Below are 19,415 nucleotides of genomic sequence, written 5' to 3'. Positions count from 1 at the left end.
ATGAAGGCAAATATGCTAAATATCGGCGCGAAACGCAGCTGGGTGCCCGGCTACCGGGAGGATCCCTATCCGGCCTTCAACTTCATGGTGGAGATTGACGGAATCTCCGTTGCCGGGTTCTCCGAGGTCTCAGGCCTCAGTGTGGAGACACAGGTGGAGCGCAAAAGCTTCGGCGGGGAGAACCACAGGGAATTCGCATTCCTGGGGCCGTCCAAATACTCGGACCTGACGCTGAAGAACGGGGTGACGAGCGATGAATATCTCTGGAACTGGTATCAGAATGTGGTGAACGGCGTCATCAGGCGGCGCAGCGGGTCCATTTGCCTGCTGGATCATTCCGGCACGCCCAAGGTCTGGTGGAACTTCATTGAAGCCTGCCCGATCAAATGGGAAGGGCCGGCGTTCAGCGCCGGCAGCAGCGCGGTGGCAGTGGAGAGTCTGGTGCTGACCCACAACGGGCTGTACAGGTACCGGTAATGAAGCAGCGTCTTCAGACCATGGCTTCACCGGGAGTGCAGGCGCCTTCGGCATTCATTCAGGCTATTCTGGAAAAATACGGCATCCGCCGCTGGAAGCGCCAGCTTCCCGGTCTAATTCTGCGGCAGTGGCTCTGGCCGTTCGCTGAACCGGAAGCCGCGCAGCCTGCGGACACGGTGATTCAGCAGTTCCATTCTGCCATCTATCATCCTGTAACCCGGATCAGAGAGGAAGCCGGACCAGCCAGCCGTCTTCTGCTGGTCACTCAGGGCGTTGTTGCACCGGGGACCAGTTCCAGGAACGCAAGAGCAGGCAGTGGCGAACGTCTGCAGCGTGTTGTGCTTCCGGCAGCGGAGAGGCTCGGCTCCTTGCACGAATTTCAAGCGGAAGTCCGCAAGCGGCAGGGCAGAGAACATCTTGTAACAACAGTGCAGCGAACTATTGGCCCTGCGGGTAGCACGGAGCAGCCTCCAGATGCAGCTGCTGTTGAAGCGGGGCAGGTGCGGATGGCAGCCGTGCCTCAGCCTGCCGTTCCGCCGCTGCCATCCGGGGCAGCGGCGGCTGGGGAGAACGCGGAGCGGCCAGGCGGTGCTTCTGCTCCCGTGAATTCACGGGAGCAGGCTTACGCCGCCCGCCGCCAGCAGCAGGTGCTGCGGGCATATAGCCTGCACCGGGAAGCTGCCGCAGGGCATGACCGTTCTGCGGGGCGGCAACCGGCCACGCCGGCAGCTCTAGCGGCTCCGGGAGCAGCCGGGGCGCGGGAGCCTTTGAGCGGGGCAGCCCCGGGCGGGCGCCGGACAGCAATGGTGCAGCGGCAGCAGCCTCCGGACTTGAGCATGAGAGCGGATTTTTCCGCTCCGCAAGCTTCTGCTCCGGGCAGCCCCGGGCTGCGCCTCGTATTAGCGCAGCAGCTGGCAGCTGCGCTGGAGCACCCTCCGGCGGCAGGGATATTGGTGCCGCCAGAGGCTATGCAGGGGAACAGCCATCCCCTGCTGCCTGTGTCCGCAGCCTCCCAGCCGAGGCTGCTGCCAGCGCAGCGCATGCAGGCGCTCCCGCCGCCGCTGCGCATGCGCCAGCCGCTGGGGCTATTGCCGCCAACGGCAGCCTCTCCGGCGCTGGCCCGGCATGGGGCCAGCCTGCGGTCCGCCGGAGCCGGGCAACCGGCAGCCCCGGAAGAGCGCCCGGCCGCCGCGCCGGAGGGCGGGCCGGTGTACACGGCCGCAAGGCGGCCGTCTCCGGCGGCGCGGCCGGCCGGAAGGCACCAAGGCTTGCGCCATAGCGCGGGCCTTGTGCCGGAAGCGGAGCTGCCGCCTGCTGGCAGCGCAAGCCGGCTGGTGCTGCGCAAGCCGGAAGCGGCGCAGGCTTCTCTGCCGGAGCCGGTGCAGCAGCAGCTTCAGCGCATGCTCCAGGAACCGCCCCCGCCCCCGGTCCGGGCGGACGCCAAAGCGGCACCGGCCGCAGCACCGATGGATGCTGCGGCGCTGAATCGGCTCGCTGAGCAGGTCTATCAGGTGCTGGAGAAGAGAATAGCCATTCGCAAGGATCGGAGGGGACTTAGATAATGGCGGAGAAAGCGAAGATTATTCCTCTGGATATGCCCGTCGGTGCGATTGAGGTGATGTTCAACCCCAATGAGTACACCGTATCCTACGAAGGCAAATATACGGGGGAGAAGAACAACAAGCAGTTTCAGATTACGGAGACACCGGAGTTCAAGGTCTCCTTATTCTACGATACTTATGAGCAGCGGAAGGATGTACGCAAGAAGACGAGGCAGTTAACCTCGCTGCTGGACCCCAAGGTCAGCGGCAAAAGCACGAAGCGGCCGCCGGTCTGCATGTTCGTCTGGGGCGGGTTCACCTACCGCGGCCTGCTTAGCAAGATCGAGCAGAAGTTCACGATGTTCATGGATAACGGCACGCCGGTCCGTTCGCTGCTTGATGTTACCTTCATCACGGATGAGCCGGACAAGACGGTTGAAGACAGCCAGGGCCTGAATGCCTGCCGGAAGCTGTGGGTGGTCAAGAGCGGTGACCGGCTGGACCTTATTGCCAGTGAGGCGCTGAAGGAGCCGCTGGCCTGGCGCAGGATCGCCGAGCTGAACCGGATTGTTAATCCGGTCGGCTTTCCTGGAACGAATGATATCGGGAGAACCCTGGTGATCCCGGATTAAGGATGAGGGCGGGGATTGCATGAGCACCAGTGTTGCGAAATACAAAATAGAGCTGAACGGAAGCCAGCTGTCCCCTGAGCTGACGGCTGCGGTGGAAGGGGTCACGGTAGAGGATGAGCTTAATCTGCCGGCCCTGTTCTCGATTCAGCTGAATATGGTGAATTCCGCAAGCGGCATGTGGCGGGGCACCGATCTGGGCAGCCTGAAGCCGGGCGATCCGCTGAAGCTGTCGCTCGGACTCGACCAGCCGGAGCTGATGATCAGCGGCGAGATCACCTCGCTGGACCTGAATTTCGGGGAGCACTCTGTGCTGGATATCCGCGGGTATGATCTGCTGCACCGGCTGCGCTCGGGGACGCGGAGCAAGGTGTTCCTGAAGAAGAAGGACAGTGATATTGCAGCCGAGATCGCCAAGGAGCATGGGCTGACTCCGGTGGTGGAGGATACGGGCACGGTACATCCATATCTTTTTCAGAACAACCAGAGCAATTACGAGTTTCTGCTGGAGCGGGCGGCGCTGCTCGATTATGAGCTGTACGCGGACGATAAGAAGCTGAACTTTGTCAAGTCCAGATCGGTGAAGGCGCCGGTGCTGCCGGAGATGAGCTTCAAGAAGGATTTCGAACGGCTGAATCTGGAGCTGCGGGCGCTAACCCGGGGCAGCCAGGTGAAGGTCAAGGGCTGGGATGTGAAGGAAAAAAAGGAGCTTGTGGCCGAAGCCAAAAGCGGTGACGAAACGACGAAGATGGGCGGCCAGGAAAGCGGCTTCTCCTTAAGCGCCAAAGCGGTCGGGGAATCGCCGATTGTGATTATGGCCGAGCATCTGCTGGATATGAACGAGGCGAAGGTGATGGCAGCCGCCGCATATAACAGCCGCCTGCGCGAATTCATCGCCGGGGAAGGCATGTGCTGGGGGAATCCGCAGCTCCGGGCCGGACAGACCGTGAAGCTGCTCGGCATGGGCGAGCGCTTCAGCGGGATTTATTACATTGTATCTACAGTGCACAAATTTGACAGTAAGGGGTATACAACGACTTTTAAGGTGAAGAGGACTGGCCTATGAGTGAGGGACCCGGAATTACCAATTTTATGGACAGCATCATGAACGAAGGACGGATCTTCGGGGTGATGGTGGGGATTGTGATCCATAACGACTCGGCGAACCATGCGGACCAGCCCGGCCCCGGACGGGTGAAGGTGAAGATTCCGCTGATGGGGATGCAGGAATCCAACTGGGCGCGTATGGCCTCCTGGATGGCCGGGAAGGGGCGCGGTGCCTTTTGCCTGCCGGAGGTGGAGGATGAGGTGCTGGTTGTGTTCGAGAACGGGGATGTCAACCGCCCCTATGTGATCGGGTCCTTGTGGAACGGGAAGGATGTTCCGCCGGAGACCAACAAGGACGGCAAGAACAATATCCGGCTGTTCAAGTCCCGCAGCGGGCATGTGCTGCAGTTTGCCGACACCAAGGGGGAAGAGAGCATTACGCTGACCTCCGCCAAGGGCCATGTGATCAAGCTGGATGACAAGGGCGGGGCAGAGCAGATCTGCATCAGCGACAAATCGGGCAAGAACCGGATTATTCTGGATGCCAAGGCGAATAAGGTGTCGGTATCCTCCGGTGCGGAGCTTGAAATCACGGCAGGCGGCAAGCTGTCCCTGTCCGCGAAATCAATTGAAATGAAGTCTGCGTCAGGCACCCGTATCGAGTCCAAGGCCGGCATGGATATCAAAGCAGCTGCCAGTATGAAGCTCCAGGGCGCTGCGATTGATCTCAATTAGAGAGGAGGAGCTCACATGGGACAACCGGCAGCCAAGCAAGGCGACCGGGTTCTGGCTACCGATACTCATATCGTCATGCTTCCGGCCGGAGGCGGCCTGGTGCCGACCCCCCTGCCCCATCCCTTCACAGGTATTCTGGACGGCGCGCTGAGCGCCAATGTCAGAATTATGGGGCAGCCGGCAGCGACGGTGGATTCTACGGCGACCAATACACCGGCGCATGTTCCGCAGGGAGGCCCGTTCCAGAAGCCTCCGGCGAATAAAGGGACCATTACCGCCGGGAGTGCAACGGTGAGCATTAACGGTAAAAAGGCGGCCAGAAACGGTGACCCGGCGCTGACCTGCAATGATCCGGCCGACCTCCCGGCAGGCAAGGTGTCTGCAGCGGGAACGGTCAGTATAGGAGGCTGAGCTATGGAAGTTGTAGATTTCTTGGGACGGGGCTGGAAGCATCCGCTGGCGGTGCAGCGGGGCAGCCTCCGTTCTTCAGACGGAGAGGACTCCATCCGGGAGTCGGTGATGCTGATTCTGTCCACCGCCCGCGGCGAACGGGTCATGCGGCCGGACTTCGGCTGCAGGCTGAATGAGCTGGTGTTCGCGCCGAACACCATGAGCACCGCCACCCTGCTTCGAAGCTTCATTGAAGAGGCGCTGCAGAACTGGGAGCCGCGGATTGAAGTGGATGATATTACGGTCACGCCGAGCTCGGACCGCACTGAGCTTGAAGTGTCCATTGACTATACAATCAGGGCCAGCAACAGCAAGTATAACCTGGTCTATCCATTCTTCCTTGAAAGTGTGGGGAAATAATGCCAAACCATATGCCTGTTATTGACAAGCGGGACCAGGAGCAGATGGTCCCGGAGCTGAGACGCTTAATCTACCGGTACTGCAGCCGGGAATGGAGTGATCTGACCGAGCTGGAGCAGGACCGGAAGGCGGATGCGCTGGTGCATATCTTCACCGGGATGATGGGCAAGGTCATCAGCCGGCTGAACCAGGCGCCTGCAAAGAATTTCACTGCCTTCCTGAACCTGATCGGCATTCATCCGTCGCCGCCCAGAGCCGCCAAAGTCCCGCTGCTCTTCAAGCTGAAGCCGGAGGGGGACAGCTACAACACGATTCCGGCAGGGACCCGGGTATCCGCCCAGCCGGAGAATGGGCCTGAGATCATTTTTGAGACGGAGAAGGACTTGACAGTGATCCGTCCGCAGCCGGTCAGAGCCGTAAGCCTTGATCCCGGGGAGGACCAGTGGAGCAATCACGATTATTTGTTCACCGGGGAGGCTGGCGGCCGCACCGCCAAGCTGTTCCGGGGCGGCTCCACCGTCGTCCACCGGTTATATCTGGGCCACCCGGAGCTGTTCGGATTCCGGGAGGAGGGCAGCCGCCTGTCGGTCTATTTCAACAAGCCGGATGCGGCACTCTCCAGAGCTGCTGAGGAGCAGTCCGGCCCCCGGGAGCTGCTGAAGCAGATGGACTGGTTCTGCTTCAATGAAGAAGGAAGCCCTGTGCAGGTCTTCCCGTCCATAGCGGAGGCTGCAGAGGATTCGGCCTGGAGGGCAGTCGTGCAGTTCAATCCCCTGCCCGGGGTACATGCAAAAACAATTAGCGGGTATGAAGCCTCCGGGACATTGCGGGAGTGGCACAGCGGGTGGCTCTATGCCGAGCTGAACACGCCTATTGCTCCGGGGACGCAGCTGCCGGACATTGAAGAGATCACTTTGGAGCTGGCCGTTGACCGCCAGGAGCGGCGTATGCCAGATGTGGCGGTTTTCAATGGCACTTCCATGGATATGGGCAAGGATTATTATCCGTTCGGGGACAAGCCCAAGGTGAATGATACCTTCTATATCGCCTGCAGCGAAGCCTTCTCCAAGCCGGGCGCCCGGATTACGCTGAAGCTTGAGCTGTCCGGGCCGGAAATCAGCAAGCTGCCGGATACGCCGTATGTGCAGGTCGGCTGGGAATATTGGAACGGCCGGGAGTGGCTGGATATTACCGGCCTTGAGGAGCAGCCGGACGGGGAGCCTGCGACTTCACCGGATGCGGTTCAGCACAGAGTCAGCAGCCTCATGGCGAGCGGAACGTTAAGCTTCGATTGTCCGGGAATTCAGCTGCTGACACTGGGCGGGGAGGAGCAGTACTGGGTCCGCGCCCGGATCACCGGCGGCAACTACGGTGAGGAAGCCAAATATGAATACGAGGATGAAGAGGTTCAGCTGGGCGAAGGCAGCATCCATGTCGCCAAGCTGAAGGTCACACCGGCCACTTATGCACCGCCCTCCATCCGCAGGCTCAGCATTGCGTACAGCTATACGCTGGAAGCCCATCCGCAGACAGTGCTCACCGAGAACAATTTCAGCTTCGCTGACAAAACGGCGGCATGTCTGGCCGAAGGGGAGCAGTTCAAGCCCTTTTATCCCTGTGCGGAGACTGTGCCTACCTTCTATCTGGGCTTTGACCAAGATCCCGGCGATCTGCCGGTATCGCTCTTCTTCCCGCTGACCGGCGGGCAGCAGGGGCGTCCGGTCGTCGCCTGGGAGTACTGGGACGGCCGGAGATGGCTGACGCTAAGTGTCAACGATGAGATTAGAGGCTTCACCCGCAGAGAGATTCTGCAGTTTACCATCCCGGCCGATACCGCTATGCGGCCGCTGTTCGGTACGGCACAATATTGGATTCGCGCCCGGCTGGATGAAGGGGACTTCGAGATCAGTCCGGAGGTTCACGCCATTCTTCCCAATGCCGTATGGGCCAGGAATTCCAATACCGTCAGCGGCGAAATTCCCGGCTCCAGCAATGGCGAAGAGAATCAGCGCTTCCAGCTGTCCCGGCCCCCTGTGCTTCCCGGCCAGCGCCTTAGCGTCCGTGAAGCGGCGGGGCAAGCAGAATGGGTGCCGTGGGAGGAGGTCGATACCTTCTCGGTATCCGGTCCGGACAGCCGACACTATGTGCTGGACCGCAGCAGCGGAACAGTCCTGTTCGGAGACGGGCGCAGCGGGATGGTTCCTCCAAACGGGACTGACAACATCCTGTGCGACTATAAGCACGGTGGCGGCTCCTCCGGCAATGTGGCTGCAGGCACGGTCACCAAGATCTGGGACAGCTTCAGCTGGCTGGACTCGGTGACCAATCCGGTGGCGGCGGACGGCGGCTTCGACCAGGAGGAGGCAGAGCAGGCAGAGCTTCGGGGGCCGCATACGCTGAAGAGCTGGAACCGGGGCGTAACTGCCGAAGATATGGAATGGCTCGTGCGGGAGGCGATGCCCCAGATCGCCAAGGTGAAATGTCTTAGTGCCATGAACCGTGATCTGGCGTTCGTTCCGGGGACGGCAACCGTTATCGTGGTGCCGCAGACAGATGATCCGAAGCCTGCGCCCAGCCCGGAATTATGCAGCGAGATCGAAGCCTATTTGTGTGAACGGATCTCCGCGGTGCTGAACACCAGTGAGCCGGGCATCGGGGTGAGCGGGCCCGATTATGTCCGCATTGCAGTGGAAGCGGACGTGGTGTTCACTTCTCCAGAGCAGCGGAAGGTGGCGGAGGGCCGGATTATCGACAATCTGAAGCAGTTCTTCCATCCGCTCCATGGGGGCGACGGCAATACGGGCTGGGAGCTGGGACAGAATCTGTATGTATCCGAGGTCTATGCCGTCATCAAGAATACACCTGGGGTGGACTATGTGTCTGACGTAGCCGTAAAGGCCTCGGTGCAGTGCTTTACGCTGAAGCTGGCGCCGCTGGAGAACGGGCCTTACAAGCCCCTGGCCGCTTATCCGAAGTACAGTATGGTCCGTTCGGAGGACAACGCGATTCAGTATGCGCTTGCGGAGCCGGTGGAGGCCGGAGCAGAAGTGAAATCGCTGGTGCTCAGAGGCTTCAAGGAGAAGGCGATTCTCCGGCTCCGTTACCGGTCGTTTGAGCCGGTCGAGCTGATGATTCTGTCCATCGACGGCGACCTGCTGGAATGCCGGACCCTGAATGAGGAGCCGCTGGACCGCAGCTACCCCGAGGGGAGTGATCTGGAATACGACCTGACCGGTGATCTGACCGTCCGCACCTATATCCTGAACCGGCTGGATTCCGGTGCGGCGACATTCTATGTGAAGACTGCCGTGTTCCGGGAGAAGGATATCGTCTTCCTGAGCCGGACGGATGAATATATCAACACCACGCCGCTGAAGATCCGCAGTATCGGCACAGACAATATCTTCCTTGAAGAGGATGAGCTGATCTGCGGCGGAGTGCATCTGGTGAACAAACCGGAGGAGCATCTTTTTCCCTACCTGCTGGATAAGCGTTCAGGACTGGTGCATGATTTGACCGGTACGGCCGCAGGGTGCGGGCTGGATGCCATCGCTATGGAGGACCGCCGGTATCTTAAAGCGTTATCCGAATTACCGCCGGAAGCTGCCGCACTGTGCACGTATTGTATGCCCGGGCAGCAGTAAGCATCAACCGGTCTATTCAGAAAGGAGGATGAACCTATGCCGCTTCCAGTACGTGAGCTGGATGATCTTGATTTCGGCCAGCTAGTCGCGGATGCGCTCACGCTGATTCCGCTCTATGATCCGGACTGGACGAACTACAATCCGTCCGATCCCGGCATTACCCTGGTGGAGCTGTTTGCCTACTTCACAGAAATGGTGCTGTACCGGCTGGATCAGGTGACAGATGAGAGCAAGCAGAACTTCCTGAAGCTGCTGGGAGTTACCCTGGGGGATGAGGAGCTTCTTGCGGACGGAATCTACCGGGCCGCGAAGCAGTTCTCCGAGTGTTACCGGGCAGTAACCGCAGCGGATTACGAGCTGCTGGCCAGGCAGAGCCTGCTTGCGGTTCCCGGGATTCTCAGCACATATCCTGATCTTACAGTCCGCACGCTCTGCCTGATCAATACGGATATGGAGAACGGCAGCGGAGAAGACAGGGAAGCCTTCGGGCATGTCTCGGTAATCCTGGTGCTGCAAACTGAGAACCAGAAGGACCTGATGCGGGAGATGACAGCGATCAGGCAATATGTCAAAGCCAGCCTGGATGAGTGCAAGCTCCTGACGACCCGGGTCCATGTGGTGGAGCCGGATTACCGGGAGGTTGCCATTGAGATGGTGGTCTCAGCCAGGAACCCGGGGATCGGCAGCACGGTTAACGACAGGATTGTACAATTTCTGGACCCGGTCAGCGGCGGAGAGAACGGCCAGGGCTGGCCGCCGGGGAGAAAGCTGTATGCCTCGGACCTCTATCATCTGGTAGAGGGGATCACCGGCATCGATCATGTGACGAATGTGACCCTGGATTCTCCCGATTTGCTGCCCTTCCAGCTGTTTAAGCTGAAGGAATTGAAGATTGAGGTGGAAGCATGAGCAGTCAGCAGAAGTACAGCTATGTACAGTATCTTCCCCGGGTGTTCCAGCAGAAGGCGGAGGAGACCGATGAGCAGTTTTTCCTGGGACGGTTCCTGAAGGCCTTCGAAGCGATGCTGTCCGGCAAGACGGGGGCAGTGGGGACAGAATCCGCAGGCATAGAAGCGATGCTGGACGGTCTGCACCATTATTTCGACCCCGGGAAGACACCCGCCCCTTTCCTGTCCTGGCTGGCAGGCTGGGTGGGCCTTGAGCTGGCAGAAGGCGAGGCATACGACGGAGAGCAGGATACCGGCGAGCGCACGCTGGCCCGGGACCAGCTGCTGCCCCTGGCAGAAGCACGCAGCACCGTCAACCGCAAGCTGATCGGAAGGAGCGTGCAGCTCTATCAGAAACGCGGCACCCTGGAGGGGCTTAAGGAGTATATACAGGTCCATGCCGGGGAGGAAGCGTCCATTCAGATCTGCAATTACGAGGAGCCGGTACGGTGCGGACAGTCCCGGCGTGTCGGAATCAATACTATGGTCGGAGCGGCGGAGCCAAGCTACTTCTCCATCCATATCATTCTTCCGGCATACAGCCGGAGCCTGCTGCAGCAGAAGGTGCGGAACCTGCAGGATGTGATCCGGAAGGAGCGGCCTTTTTACACCAATTCCAGCCTGAATATTGAAGTGCCGCAGATGCGCCTCGGGGTGTACGGTCGGGTGGGCATGGAGACGCTGGTCGGGGGCATGACTGAGCAGTAGAGATTATAGATCGGGAGGCAAGCAACTGATGGGACAAGAATTGAAAAGAATGCGTTACTTTGACGGCCTCTTCCTGAATGCGGAGGATTACAAGCTCGATCAGGACTTTTACCTGCGCCTGCAGCGGCTGCATAACCGTTATCTGCACACCTGGGGCATTGTCTGCGGGCTGAAGATCCTTCCCTCCGGGGGTCAATCCGACCCGATGAAGGTAAGCATAGCGGACGGGCTCGCCCTGAACCAGGTATCGGTCCTGGACAAAACTACAGGCAAGGACGAGAGCATCAGCCAGGAAATTCTGATCTATGAGGGACACCCGGATAATCCGGTGAATCTCTCGGAATATAACGCCAATGAGAATATCTATATCTGGGTCAGCTATGAGGAGACGGAAGCCGGACGCAATATCGAGCGGGGGCAGGGGCAGGAGATTCATATCTGGGAGCGGGGCAGAATCAGCCACGGCCTGCAGAAGCCCGAGGGTACGGATACGATCGTCCTGGGGCGTGTGGTTCCCCGCAAGGAGGGAAGCGGAATTGTCATCGACAGTGCGTGCATCTTCGATTATGACAGCGATGCTGCCCGTACGCCGCTGAGAACCTATGCCGGTGCAGCCGGTAAGAAGCTAGTCACCGAGAAGCTGATCATTCCGGCCCGGAGCGAGGACAGTATGGACGGGCCCGGACGGAGCGAGGCGGTGCTGGCTGCGATGCCATCGCTGTATACGCTGCAGGAGGGTAAGTTGCTGGAGATCAAGGCGCCGGAGACCCGCTTCACCGGGGCGATGAGCATTGCCGGGGCGCTGACGCTCGAAGGCGAGCTGATTCTGAAGAGCAAGGACAAATCCCAGAGCGAAATGCGGATTATGAACAGCTTCGTGGAGGTCAACAGCCCCAATACGGATGATCCCAACTATGAATTCCCGGGCCCGCGGGATGGGGGGCTGGAGGTGTACCGGGGTGAAGGCGGCATCCATGACGCGCGGATCGTCTGGGTTGAAGCGGAGAAATGCTTCAAGGCCGGGCTTGGCAGCGATCTGAAGAAGCTAGCCTACGGCAACGAATGGGACAGTCTGACGCAAAAAGATTACGCCGATTCCCTGCACCTTCACAGCAGACTCTCATCGCCAGGCGGCGCTTCCTTCAGCTTCACCGGAGCAGGCAAACTGTACAGTGACTCCGACCTCGCTCTTAAAGAGGACAGCACCCTGTGGCTGAAGGGCACGAACCCGGACACGATTGACAGCTCGCAGGGGCTGGGCTGGTTCGGAGCCGGCAAGCCCTTTGCTGCGGCGGAGGTCGATGGTCCGGTCTTATTCGGCGGCAGCGGCGGAGTGCTGGGCACCCGGACGGTTAATGGCGACGGCTCCCGCACAGATAAGCAGGTGCTCTCCTGGAACAAGAACGGCTATGTCGGCGTCGGCCCGCAGCGGAGCCTGGAGGATTCACTGGATGTCGATGGCAGTGTGCGGATGCTCAGCGGACGCAATCCCATCCGCTTCACCTCTGCCTGGACAGGCTTCCCCGACAACCGGATGAACGGTGCGGAGATCAGCAACGATATTACAGACCACAAGGCGCTGATGATTGTCGGCAACAGCTCCGCCGGGCAGGGCAGGAAGGTAGCTGTCTGGGACCGGCTGGATGTGAACGGGTTCCTGTATGTCAACGGCAGAATGCAGGCCTCCCAGGAGATTATCCCGAGCACCGGGAACGGGGAGCATAACGGGATTATTTTCCCGGCTAATCCGGGCGGCGGCAGCGGCGACCTGGCCTGGATCAAGTACTACCCCCGCACCGGGGAGGATTGCACCCTGGAGATCGGCACCTCTAACGATAAAAGCGACCACATTTCCCTTAACGCTTCAGGCAACGTGGGGATCGGCACGCTGAGTCCGGCGGATAAGCTGGATGTCGCAGGCGAGCTGCGTATCCTGAGCGGACAGAATCCGGTCCGCTTCACCTCCAAATGGTCCGGATTCACCGGCCAATCTGCGAACTACGCCGAGATCAGCAACGACACCGCCAGCTACAATTCCCTGATGATTGCCGGGAACGGGAAATCGGGATCACGCCGGGTCTCCATATGGGATAATCTGGATGTTAACGGCTCGCTGCAGGTGAATGGCGGCGCGGTCATCAAGGGCGATCTTGAGATCAAGGGCAACATCAAGACCGAGGTGTTCAACTTCGGCGGCAAATTCAAGAAGCTGGATGTGGCCGAGGAATTCGCGGCTGTGGTCCGTTGTGCGGACTTCTACATCGGCTATTCCAGCCGCCGCGGCGCCCCCGGCAGGGCGCTGGTCGATAACGGCAGCCATCTGGTGCTGAACTACGGCAATGACTGGCAGTATGCATCCGTTCACAGCAGCCTGGAAGTAAGAAATGCCCTGATTCCCAGCGCGGGCAGCGGCAACAACGGGATCATCTTCCCTTCCGACCCGGGCGGCGGCAGCGGCGATTCGGCCTGGATCAAGTATTACCCGACCAGCGGGGAGAATTGTGTGCTGGATATCGGGGTCTCCAATGATGCCGGGGACCGCATCTATCTCCATGCCAGCGGCGGGGTCTATGCCAACGGCAGCATGTACTGGTGGTCCTCGCGCGAGCTGAAGGACAATATTGCCGATATTCCGGTGCGGGAGGCGAAGCAGCTGCTGGAGGGGCTGAATCCGGTGTCTTTTCAATATAAAGGCGGCAGCAAGCAGCGCACACTCGGATTCATTGCCGAGGAAGTCCCGGCCGTACTGGCCGATCCCGACCAGCGGGCGATCAGCGGAATGGACATTATTGCTGTTCTTACCAGCGTGCTGAAGGATCAGCAGAAGGCAATGGCCAGAATGCAGCATCAAATCGACACCCTGCAGGGTGCCTAAACCATAGGAGGATGAACCCATGAAGGAACAATTGGAAGCACGGATGAACGAACTGAAGGCCGAGCTTGAAGCGGGACGGCAGATGATTCAGGAGCTGGACGATAAGCGCACCCAGCTGGGATATACCCTGACACGGATTAGCGGAGCTATTCAGGTGCTGGAAGAGCTGGCTGCCGCAGAAGAAGCGCCTGTCCAGGCCTGATCAGGCAGGAACCAAGAAGAGCCGGGAGGAGTGGGATTGTGCCAAAGGATATGAAACGGATGAATTATTTCAACGGGCTGCTGCTGAAGGAAGAGGACCTGACGCTGGATCAGGACTACCATAAGCGGGTGCGGCAGCTGCATAACCGTTATTTTCATGACTGGGGGATTGTTGACGGGCTTCAGGTGACCAAGAGGGATCTGATCACGGTTGAGATTGCTCCGGGCTTCGCGCTCAACCGTGTCACCGACCCGGAGAATAATGAGGAGATCAGCCAGGAGATTCTGGTCAGCGACACGCATCCGGGCAGAGTGATTGATCTCTCTGGGTACAGCACCTCGGACCAGATCTATATCTCCATCTGTTATCAGGAAGAGACAGCGGACCCCGACTCGATTAAAGGGGGCGGTCAGCCGATTCATGTGCTGGAACAGGCGGAGATCCAGGTCAGCGCCCGGAAGCCGGAGGATGTGCGCAGGAATATCCTGCTGGCCCGGGTGAATCTGAACCATACCCCGGAAGGGGTGCTGAGCGTGGATCAGATCTACGAGACGGATGTTGACGGCACGAAGCTGGTAACCCGGGCGGTAGGAGGAACGAAGCTGAAGGCGGATCAGATCCTGATCGGCTCGAAGGAAGAAGCGGACACTCCGTATCTCAGCAACTCGAAGGAGATCGACGGTGACGAGGGCAACCGGCTTAACGTGCACGCCGCCCTGACGGAGTTCACCGGAAGTATCAAGGCAGGCGCCATCAGCACCTTCGGTGCCGTGGAGGTTAACGGGGGGCTGGCAGTTACCTCGGGCAGTGAAAAGGTATTCAAGGTGAACGAGTCCGGGGATCTGGAGCTGGCTGGGGCGGCTGCGGTTGAAGGCACGTTCTCCGCCAGGAATGGAATTGAGGTCAGTGGGGGCATGGCGGTGCTGGATGTTCCCCAGGTGGTTGTTGGGGGAAGCAAGGTGACCCTGAATCAGAATGCCAGGGAGGAGGACCGGATCGGTCTGGAGCTGATCCGCAAGGATAAGCCTGCGGCCAAGCTGGAGTGGGACGAGAATACCAAGGGCTGGATGATCGGAACCGATGTGCAGCAGGATGATGTGTCCAGCGGGATGTTCAAGGTGGCTTACGGTGCGGATTGGGAGCAGCTCCATCACGGGGCGAATGCCGACAGCCTCCATAGCCACAGCCAGCTGAAGGCGGCGGACGGCACGCCTGTGCTCCGTACCGATGAGAACGGCACGGTTCTGGCGGACCGGGGGATGAGTGTAACCGGCACGTTGTTATCAAATAGCGGCGGGCTTGAGGTCTTCCGGGGAGCCACCCTGCCCAATGCCAAAATCGCCTGGAATGAAGCGACCAGATCCTGGCAGACCGGAACCGCGAACGGGGATATGACCGATATCCCGGACGGGAAGCAGTGGGAGGAGCTTACCAGCGGGAGCAGCAATGCCGATGCCCTGCATACCCACAGGCAGTTCCACAATGAAGACAAGAGCCTGCTGGCGCTGGAGATCGGGGCGGACGGCAATGTGAATGTTCCCCATGATCTGCTGGTTGGCGAGACGCTGACGGTGAACAAGCTGATTGTCAGGGAAGAAGAGGTGGTCATCCGCAAGGTCGAGCAGGAGGTGGAGGACAGCTTCCTGACGGTGAACAAGGCGGAGAACCAGACTCCGCTAGGCAGCAAGGGCGGCCTTGAGGTCTACCGGGGCAGCCAGCAGCCGAAGGCGCGGATGGAATGGGATGAGACGGACCGCAAATGGAAAATCGGCCTGGAAGGCAGCATGTCTGACATTCCATACGGCACCAAGTGGGACTCGCTGACGAACGGGGCAGTCTCCGACACTTCCCATAAGCACAGCAGACTGTCCACGCCGTCGGGCGGCACCATTCTGTCAGCGGACAGCCAGGGCAAGCTGACCGCCTCTGGCGAGCTGGAGATCGGCGGAGCACTGGTTGCTAAGGGAACTGCTTCGCTTAAGAGTGATCTGAATGTAGGCGGATCGGCGACCATCGAAGGCAACCTGACCGTAAAGGGCACCACCACCTTCGTGAAGAAGGAGGATCTGGTGGTAGTCAGCAACCGGATCGAGCTGAATAAATTCGAAGGCAACAGTTCTACCCTGAAGCAGAGCAGCATCGAGGTTTACCGGGGCAAGCAGAACCCGAGCGCCAAGCTGGTCTGGGATGAGACAGACGGGCGCTGGAAGCTGGGGCTGGGAGACGAGCTGTCCAGTATTGCTTACGGCAGCAACTGGGATGCGCTGACCGGCGGGGTCAGCTCGGATGCGGATGGCCTGCACCGGCACAATTCCTTAAGCGACAGCGGAGGCAGCACCGCCATCCGGGTGAATGCGGACAGTGATATTGAGATCATTAACGATGCCGAGGTGCAGGGCACCCTGTCCGTCAACAACGGCGCTGACATCAGCGGCGGCCTGGCCGTTCAGGGCCTGGTGCGGGTGGACGGCAATCTGATCGTCAAGGGCACGACCACAACAGTGAAGCGGGAAGACCTTGTGGTCACGAATAACGTGATAGAGATCAACAAATATGAAGGGGACACGCCGCCTGCCGGAGAGAGCGGAATTGAGGTTTACCGGGGAGAAGACCAGTCTCCGGCGCGGATGGTCTGGAGCGAGAGCGAGCGGAAATGGAAGGTAGGCATCGGTGCTGCGCTGGAGAATGTGGCCAGCGGCAGCTCGTGGGACAAGCTGACCCAGATGGCAAGCGCGGATTCCCTGCACATCCATAGCCGGCTGTACAATCCGCAGAGTGATGTTTTGGCACTCAGCGCCAGTGCGGAAGGCGATGTGGATGTCCATCATGACCTGACCGTAGGCCAACGCCTGACGGTAGCCGGTGACCTTGAAGTGCGGGGCGATACCGCTAGCATCGCCACCGACGAGCTGGAGATCGGCAGCCCGTGGGTAACGGTCAACAAGGAAGCGGGAGCGGTCAAATCGTTATCCGGCGGCGGGCTGGAGATCTTCCGCGGTACGGACGAGAATTCAGCCAAGCTTGCCTGGGATGAGGCCAAGGGCCAATGGCAAGTGGCCACACCTGCCGACAGCTCGGCGCTGGTGGTGGATTCCACCGGCAATGTTGAGGCCTCCGGCAGTGTGAAGGCTGCGGGCGCTGCACTTAAAGGCGCCCTGACCGCTGCCAGTGCCGCCATTACGGGAACACTGACTGTGGGTGACGGGCTGGAGGTGCCGCAGGGCACCGAGACCAGCGCACAGATTAAGTGGGCGAAGGACCGCTGGAAGCTGGGCACCGCCGGCAGAACAGTGCTCAGCCTGACCCGCAGCGGCCGGATGGGGGTAGGCACCGATAACCCCACCGAGGTGCTGGATGTGGCCGGCAAAGCGCTTTTCCGCACGGAGACGGAGGTCTCAGGGGCGGCTATCTTCTCGGGCAAGCTGACTGCACGTGCTGATGCTATCTTCGAAGGCACGGCTTCATTTACCAACGGCATCAATGCAGACAATGCGGTCATCAGCAAGGATGTCATGGTAACCGGCAGCGTAGTGGCCGGCGGCTTCGAAGCTGCGCGCGGTCTGGACAGCAGCGGGAAGGCGCAGCCGAATGCCCGGATCTACTGGAACCAGGAGCAGAACGCCTGGTTCTACGGGGACGGGAAGACCTTCTCCGAATTCGGCACAGGCAAGGGCGGACAGAACAAGCTGTTCAATTCACTGGGTAACACCGTGGCCGTCTTTTCGGATGACCAGGGCAATGTCGGGATCGGCACTACGGCTCCGCTTGCATTGCTGGATGTTAAGGTGGCCGGCGGAGACACGGCCTTCGGTGTGACCCGCGCCGGCAGGGTCGGAATCGGGATGTTCAATCCGGAAGCCAAGCTGGATGTTCAGGGTGATACGGTGGTCCGGGGCCAGCTTAAAGCCGAGAATGCCGAGATATCCAAAGATTTGAAAGTAGCCGGTAAGCTTAGCGCCGATAGCGCTGTCATCTCCAAGGACCTGAATATGGCCGGCAAGCTTAGCGCCGACAGCGCCGTCATCTCCAAGGACCTGACGGTGGAAGGCAATCTGACCGTGAACGGGGATACTGTGACCATCAACGCGGCTACCCTTGAGGTTGAGGACAATATTATCAGAGTCAACAAATACACACCTCAGACTGCCCCGATTGTCAAAAACGCCGGGCTGGAGGTCTTCCGCGGAGGAACCGCGCTTCCTGCCCAGCTGCTGTGGGATGAGGCCGCCGATGAATGGCTGGCGGGCGTTGCGAATACCCTGATGGCTATTGAGTTCAAAGGCCATACCCATCCTGAATTCGCTGCTCTCTCCGAGGCCTTGACGGTGGTAGACGGCAACATCGGAATCGGTACGGACACGCCATCTGCCAAGCTGGATGTACAGGGGGATGCCGCAGTATCCGGCAATCTGACTGCTGGGGACATTGCTGCCGCCGGATCATTAGCAGCAGCAGAAGCCAGAATCAGCAGCACCCTTACCGCCAAGGATGCCGAGATCACCGGCACACTCACGCTTACCCAGGGAATAGCCGTGGACCGGGCAGCAGATCCGAAGGCCCAGCTTCTCTGGGATGAATCCCTGGATGCCTGGACCGCCGGTGTTACCGGCAGCTTGAAGCAACTCGCTTACAGCGATCATACGCATCAGGAGCTGGCGGAGCTTAGCGGCGCACTGAAGATTGCCTCCGGGAATGTGGGCATTGGCACCGCAGCGCCTGCTGCGAAGCTTGATGTCAAGGGCGATGTAGTAGTATCCGGTACATTGACCGTTACGGAAGCTGCGGTCAGTGCTTCGCTTACCACGAAGGATGCAACCATTAGCGGTGAATTAACGGCCAAGAACGCTGAGATCAGCGGCAGCCTGACTGTTAGCCAGGGGCTTGATGTGGCCAGAGCTGCAGGCGCGAAGGCGCAGATTGTCTGGAATGAGGCGTTGGCCGAATGGCAGCTGGGGCTGGCCGGCAGTCTGAAGCAGCTTGCCTACAGCGATCACACGCATCAGGAGCTTACAGAACTTAGCGGCGCATTGAAGATTGCCTCCGGGAACGTGGGCATTGGCACCGCAGCTCCAGCCGTGAAGCTTGATGTCAAGGGCGACGCCGCAGTATCCGGTAATTTGACCGTTGCAGACGCCGCACTTAGCGGTACATTAACGGCCAAGGATGCCGAGATCAGCGGCAGCCTGACCGTCAGCCAAGGAATTGAAGTGGCCCGGGCCGAGGAGAAGAACGCCCGGATCGCATGGGATGATATCGCCAATGTATGGCAGGCGGGGACCGGGGAAGAGATGCTGAATCTGGTCCTCCAGGATACCGCCTATGACGGGCTGGTCCAGACAGCGGCTGCGCTGACGGTGGATTCCGCCGGCAATGTGGGGATCGGCAGAGCCCCGGCAGATGACTACAAGCTGGATGTCGGCGGCAATCTGCGGGCGGCTAACTTTGCACAGACCTCGTCCAGAAGCTTCAAGGAGAATGTCGCCAGTCTGCCGGTCAAGAAGGCGCTGGAGCTGCTGAACAAGCTGAAGCCCGTGACCTTCAGCTACAAGGCAGAGAATGCCAAGAAGCAGAACATCGGCTTCATCGCCGAGGAAGTGCCGGAGATTTTCTCTACCGCTGATCACAAGTCGGTGGTGCTGATGGACATCATTGCCGTGCTGACAACGGTGGTCCAGAAGCAGCAGAAGGAAGGCCGGGAGCTGCGCAAGCAAATGAACGCTCTCCAGGCTCAAGTGACTGCATTGGCGGGAGTATAGGAACATAACACATTTCAGCCCCTGTAGCATAATCGCTGCAGGGG

General features: G+C 59.7%; 13 protein-coding genes. All 13 read left to right on the top strand.

Translation table 11 applies throughout. The features are described from left to right. From MHI24_RS03885 to MHI24_RS03825, 13 genes are read left to right on the top strand one after another with little or no spacing between them, the layout of a single operon-like run. Entirely contained in the window at positions 1–477 is a 477-nt protein-coding gene (locus MHI24_RS03885; protein WP_340024255.1) for a phage tail protein, read from the top strand. Further along, positions 477–2,039: a hypothetical protein gene (locus tag MHI24_RS03880; RefSeq protein WP_340024254.1), complete on the top strand. Its 1,563-nt coding sequence runs from the start codon at positions 477–479 to the stop codon at positions 2,037–2,039. The genes MHI24_RS03885 and MHI24_RS03880 overlap by 1 nt, the downstream gene beginning before the upstream one ends. Further along, positions 2,039–2,650: a peptidoglycan-binding protein LysM gene (locus MHI24_RS03875; RefSeq protein ID WP_340024253.1), complete on the top strand. Its 612-nt coding sequence runs from the start codon at positions 2,039–2,041 to the stop codon at positions 2,648–2,650. Before MHI24_RS03880 ends, MHI24_RS03875 begins: the two co-directional genes overlap by 1 nt. A 19-nt stretch (positions 2,651–2,669) precedes the next feature. Next, on the top strand, positions 2,670–3,713 hold the full coding sequence (locus tag MHI24_RS03870) for a hypothetical protein (protein ID WP_340024252.1): 1,044 nt from the start codon (positions 2,670–2,672) through the stop codon (positions 3,711–3,713). Beyond that, complete coding sequence (locus tag MHI24_RS03865) at positions 3,710–4,429, top strand: phage baseplate assembly protein V (protein WP_340024251.1); 720 nt, start codon at positions 3,710–3,712, stop codon at positions 4,427–4,429. Before MHI24_RS03870 ends, MHI24_RS03865 begins: the two co-directional genes overlap by 4 nt. A gap of 15 nt (positions 4,430–4,444) precedes the next feature. Next, the gene (locus MHI24_RS03860; RefSeq protein WP_340024250.1) at positions 4,445–4,840 is read left to right on the top strand and encodes a PAAR domain-containing protein; all 396 of its coding nucleotides are present in this window, start codon (positions 4,445–4,447) and stop codon (positions 4,838–4,840) included. 3 nt (positions 4,841–4,843) lie between these two features. Next, positions 4,844–5,239 (top strand): GPW/gp25 family protein, encoded by a 396-nt coding sequence (locus tag MHI24_RS03855; RefSeq protein ID WP_340024249.1) that lies wholly within the window; start codon positions 4,844–4,846, stop codon positions 5,237–5,239. Beyond that, positions 5,239–8,883, top strand: a complete 3,645-nt coding sequence (locus MHI24_RS03850) for a putative baseplate assembly protein (RefSeq protein WP_340024248.1) — start codon at positions 5,239–5,241, stop codon at positions 8,881–8,883. The genes MHI24_RS03855 and MHI24_RS03850 overlap by 1 nt, the downstream gene beginning before the upstream one ends. Positions 8,884–8,919: 36 nt before the next feature. Next, the gene (locus MHI24_RS03845; RefSeq protein ID WP_340024247.1) at positions 8,920–9,792 is read left to right on the top strand and encodes a hypothetical protein; all 873 of its coding nucleotides are present in this window, start codon (positions 8,920–8,922) and stop codon (positions 9,790–9,792) included. Then, the gene (locus MHI24_RS03840) at positions 9,789–10,538 is read left to right on the top strand and encodes a phage tail protein (protein ID WP_340024246.1); all 750 of its coding nucleotides are present in this window, start codon (positions 9,789–9,791) and stop codon (positions 10,536–10,538) included. Before MHI24_RS03845 ends, MHI24_RS03840 begins: the two co-directional genes overlap by 4 nt. Before the next feature lie 28 nt (positions 10,539–10,566). Continuing rightward, positions 10,567–13,413, top strand: a complete 2,847-nt coding sequence (locus tag MHI24_RS03835) for a tail fiber domain-containing protein (RefSeq protein ID WP_340024245.1) — start codon at positions 10,567–10,569, stop codon at positions 13,411–13,413. Between the two features lie 19 nt (positions 13,414–13,432). Further along, a complete protein-coding gene (locus MHI24_RS03830; protein WP_340024243.1) occupies positions 13,433–13,615 on the top strand; it encodes a hypothetical protein in 183 nt (60 codons plus the stop codon). 38 nt (positions 13,616–13,653) lie between these two features. Continuing rightward, complete coding sequence (locus tag MHI24_RS03825; protein WP_340024242.1) at positions 13,654–19,371, top strand: tail fiber domain-containing protein; 5,718 nt, start codon at positions 13,654–13,656, stop codon at positions 19,369–19,371. The last annotated feature ends 44 nt before the right edge of the window (positions 19,372–19,415 follow it).

The sequence above is a fragment of the Paenibacillus sp. FSL K6-1096 genome (genome assembly GCF_037977055.1).
Classification (GTDB): domain Bacteria; phylum Bacillota; class Bacilli; order Paenibacillales; family Paenibacillaceae; genus Paenibacillus_AQ.
Note: the sequence above shows the minus strand (reverse complement) of the source record. Positions and strands in the feature narration are given on the sequence as shown.

Coding starts and splice junctions, on each gene's coding strand:
- MHI24_RS03885 (WP_340024255.1), top strand. CDS start 1: ATGAAGGCAAATATGCTAAATATCGGCGCGAAACGCAGCTGGGTGCCC.
- MHI24_RS03880 (WP_340024254.1), top strand. CDS start 477: ATGAAGCAGCGTCTTCAGACCATGGCTTCACCGGGAGTGCAGGCGCCT.
- MHI24_RS03875 (WP_340024253.1), top strand. CDS start 2,039: ATGGCGGAGAAAGCGAAGATTATTCCTCTGGATATGCCCGTCGGTGCG.
- MHI24_RS03870 (WP_340024252.1), top strand. CDS start 2,670: ATGAGCACCAGTGTTGCGAAATACAAAATAGAGCTGAACGGAAGCCAG.
- MHI24_RS03865 (WP_340024251.1), top strand. CDS start 3,710: ATGAGTGAGGGACCCGGAATTACCAATTTTATGGACAGCATCATGAAC.
- MHI24_RS03860 (WP_340024250.1), top strand. CDS start 4,445: ATGGGACAACCGGCAGCCAAGCAAGGCGACCGGGTTCTGGCTACCGAT.
- MHI24_RS03855 (WP_340024249.1), top strand. CDS start 4,844: ATGGAAGTTGTAGATTTCTTGGGACGGGGCTGGAAGCATCCGCTGGCG.
- MHI24_RS03850 (WP_340024248.1), top strand. CDS start 5,239: ATGCCAAACCATATGCCTGTTATTGACAAGCGGGACCAGGAGCAGATG.
- MHI24_RS03845 (WP_340024247.1), top strand. CDS start 8,920: ATGCCGCTTCCAGTACGTGAGCTGGATGATCTTGATTTCGGCCAGCTA.
- MHI24_RS03840 (WP_340024246.1), top strand. CDS start 9,789: ATGAGCAGTCAGCAGAAGTACAGCTATGTACAGTATCTTCCCCGGGTG.
- MHI24_RS03835 (WP_340024245.1), top strand. CDS start 10,567: ATGGGACAAGAATTGAAAAGAATGCGTTACTTTGACGGCCTCTTCCTG.
- MHI24_RS03830 (WP_340024243.1), top strand. CDS start 13,433: ATGAAGGAACAATTGGAAGCACGGATGAACGAACTGAAGGCCGAGCTT.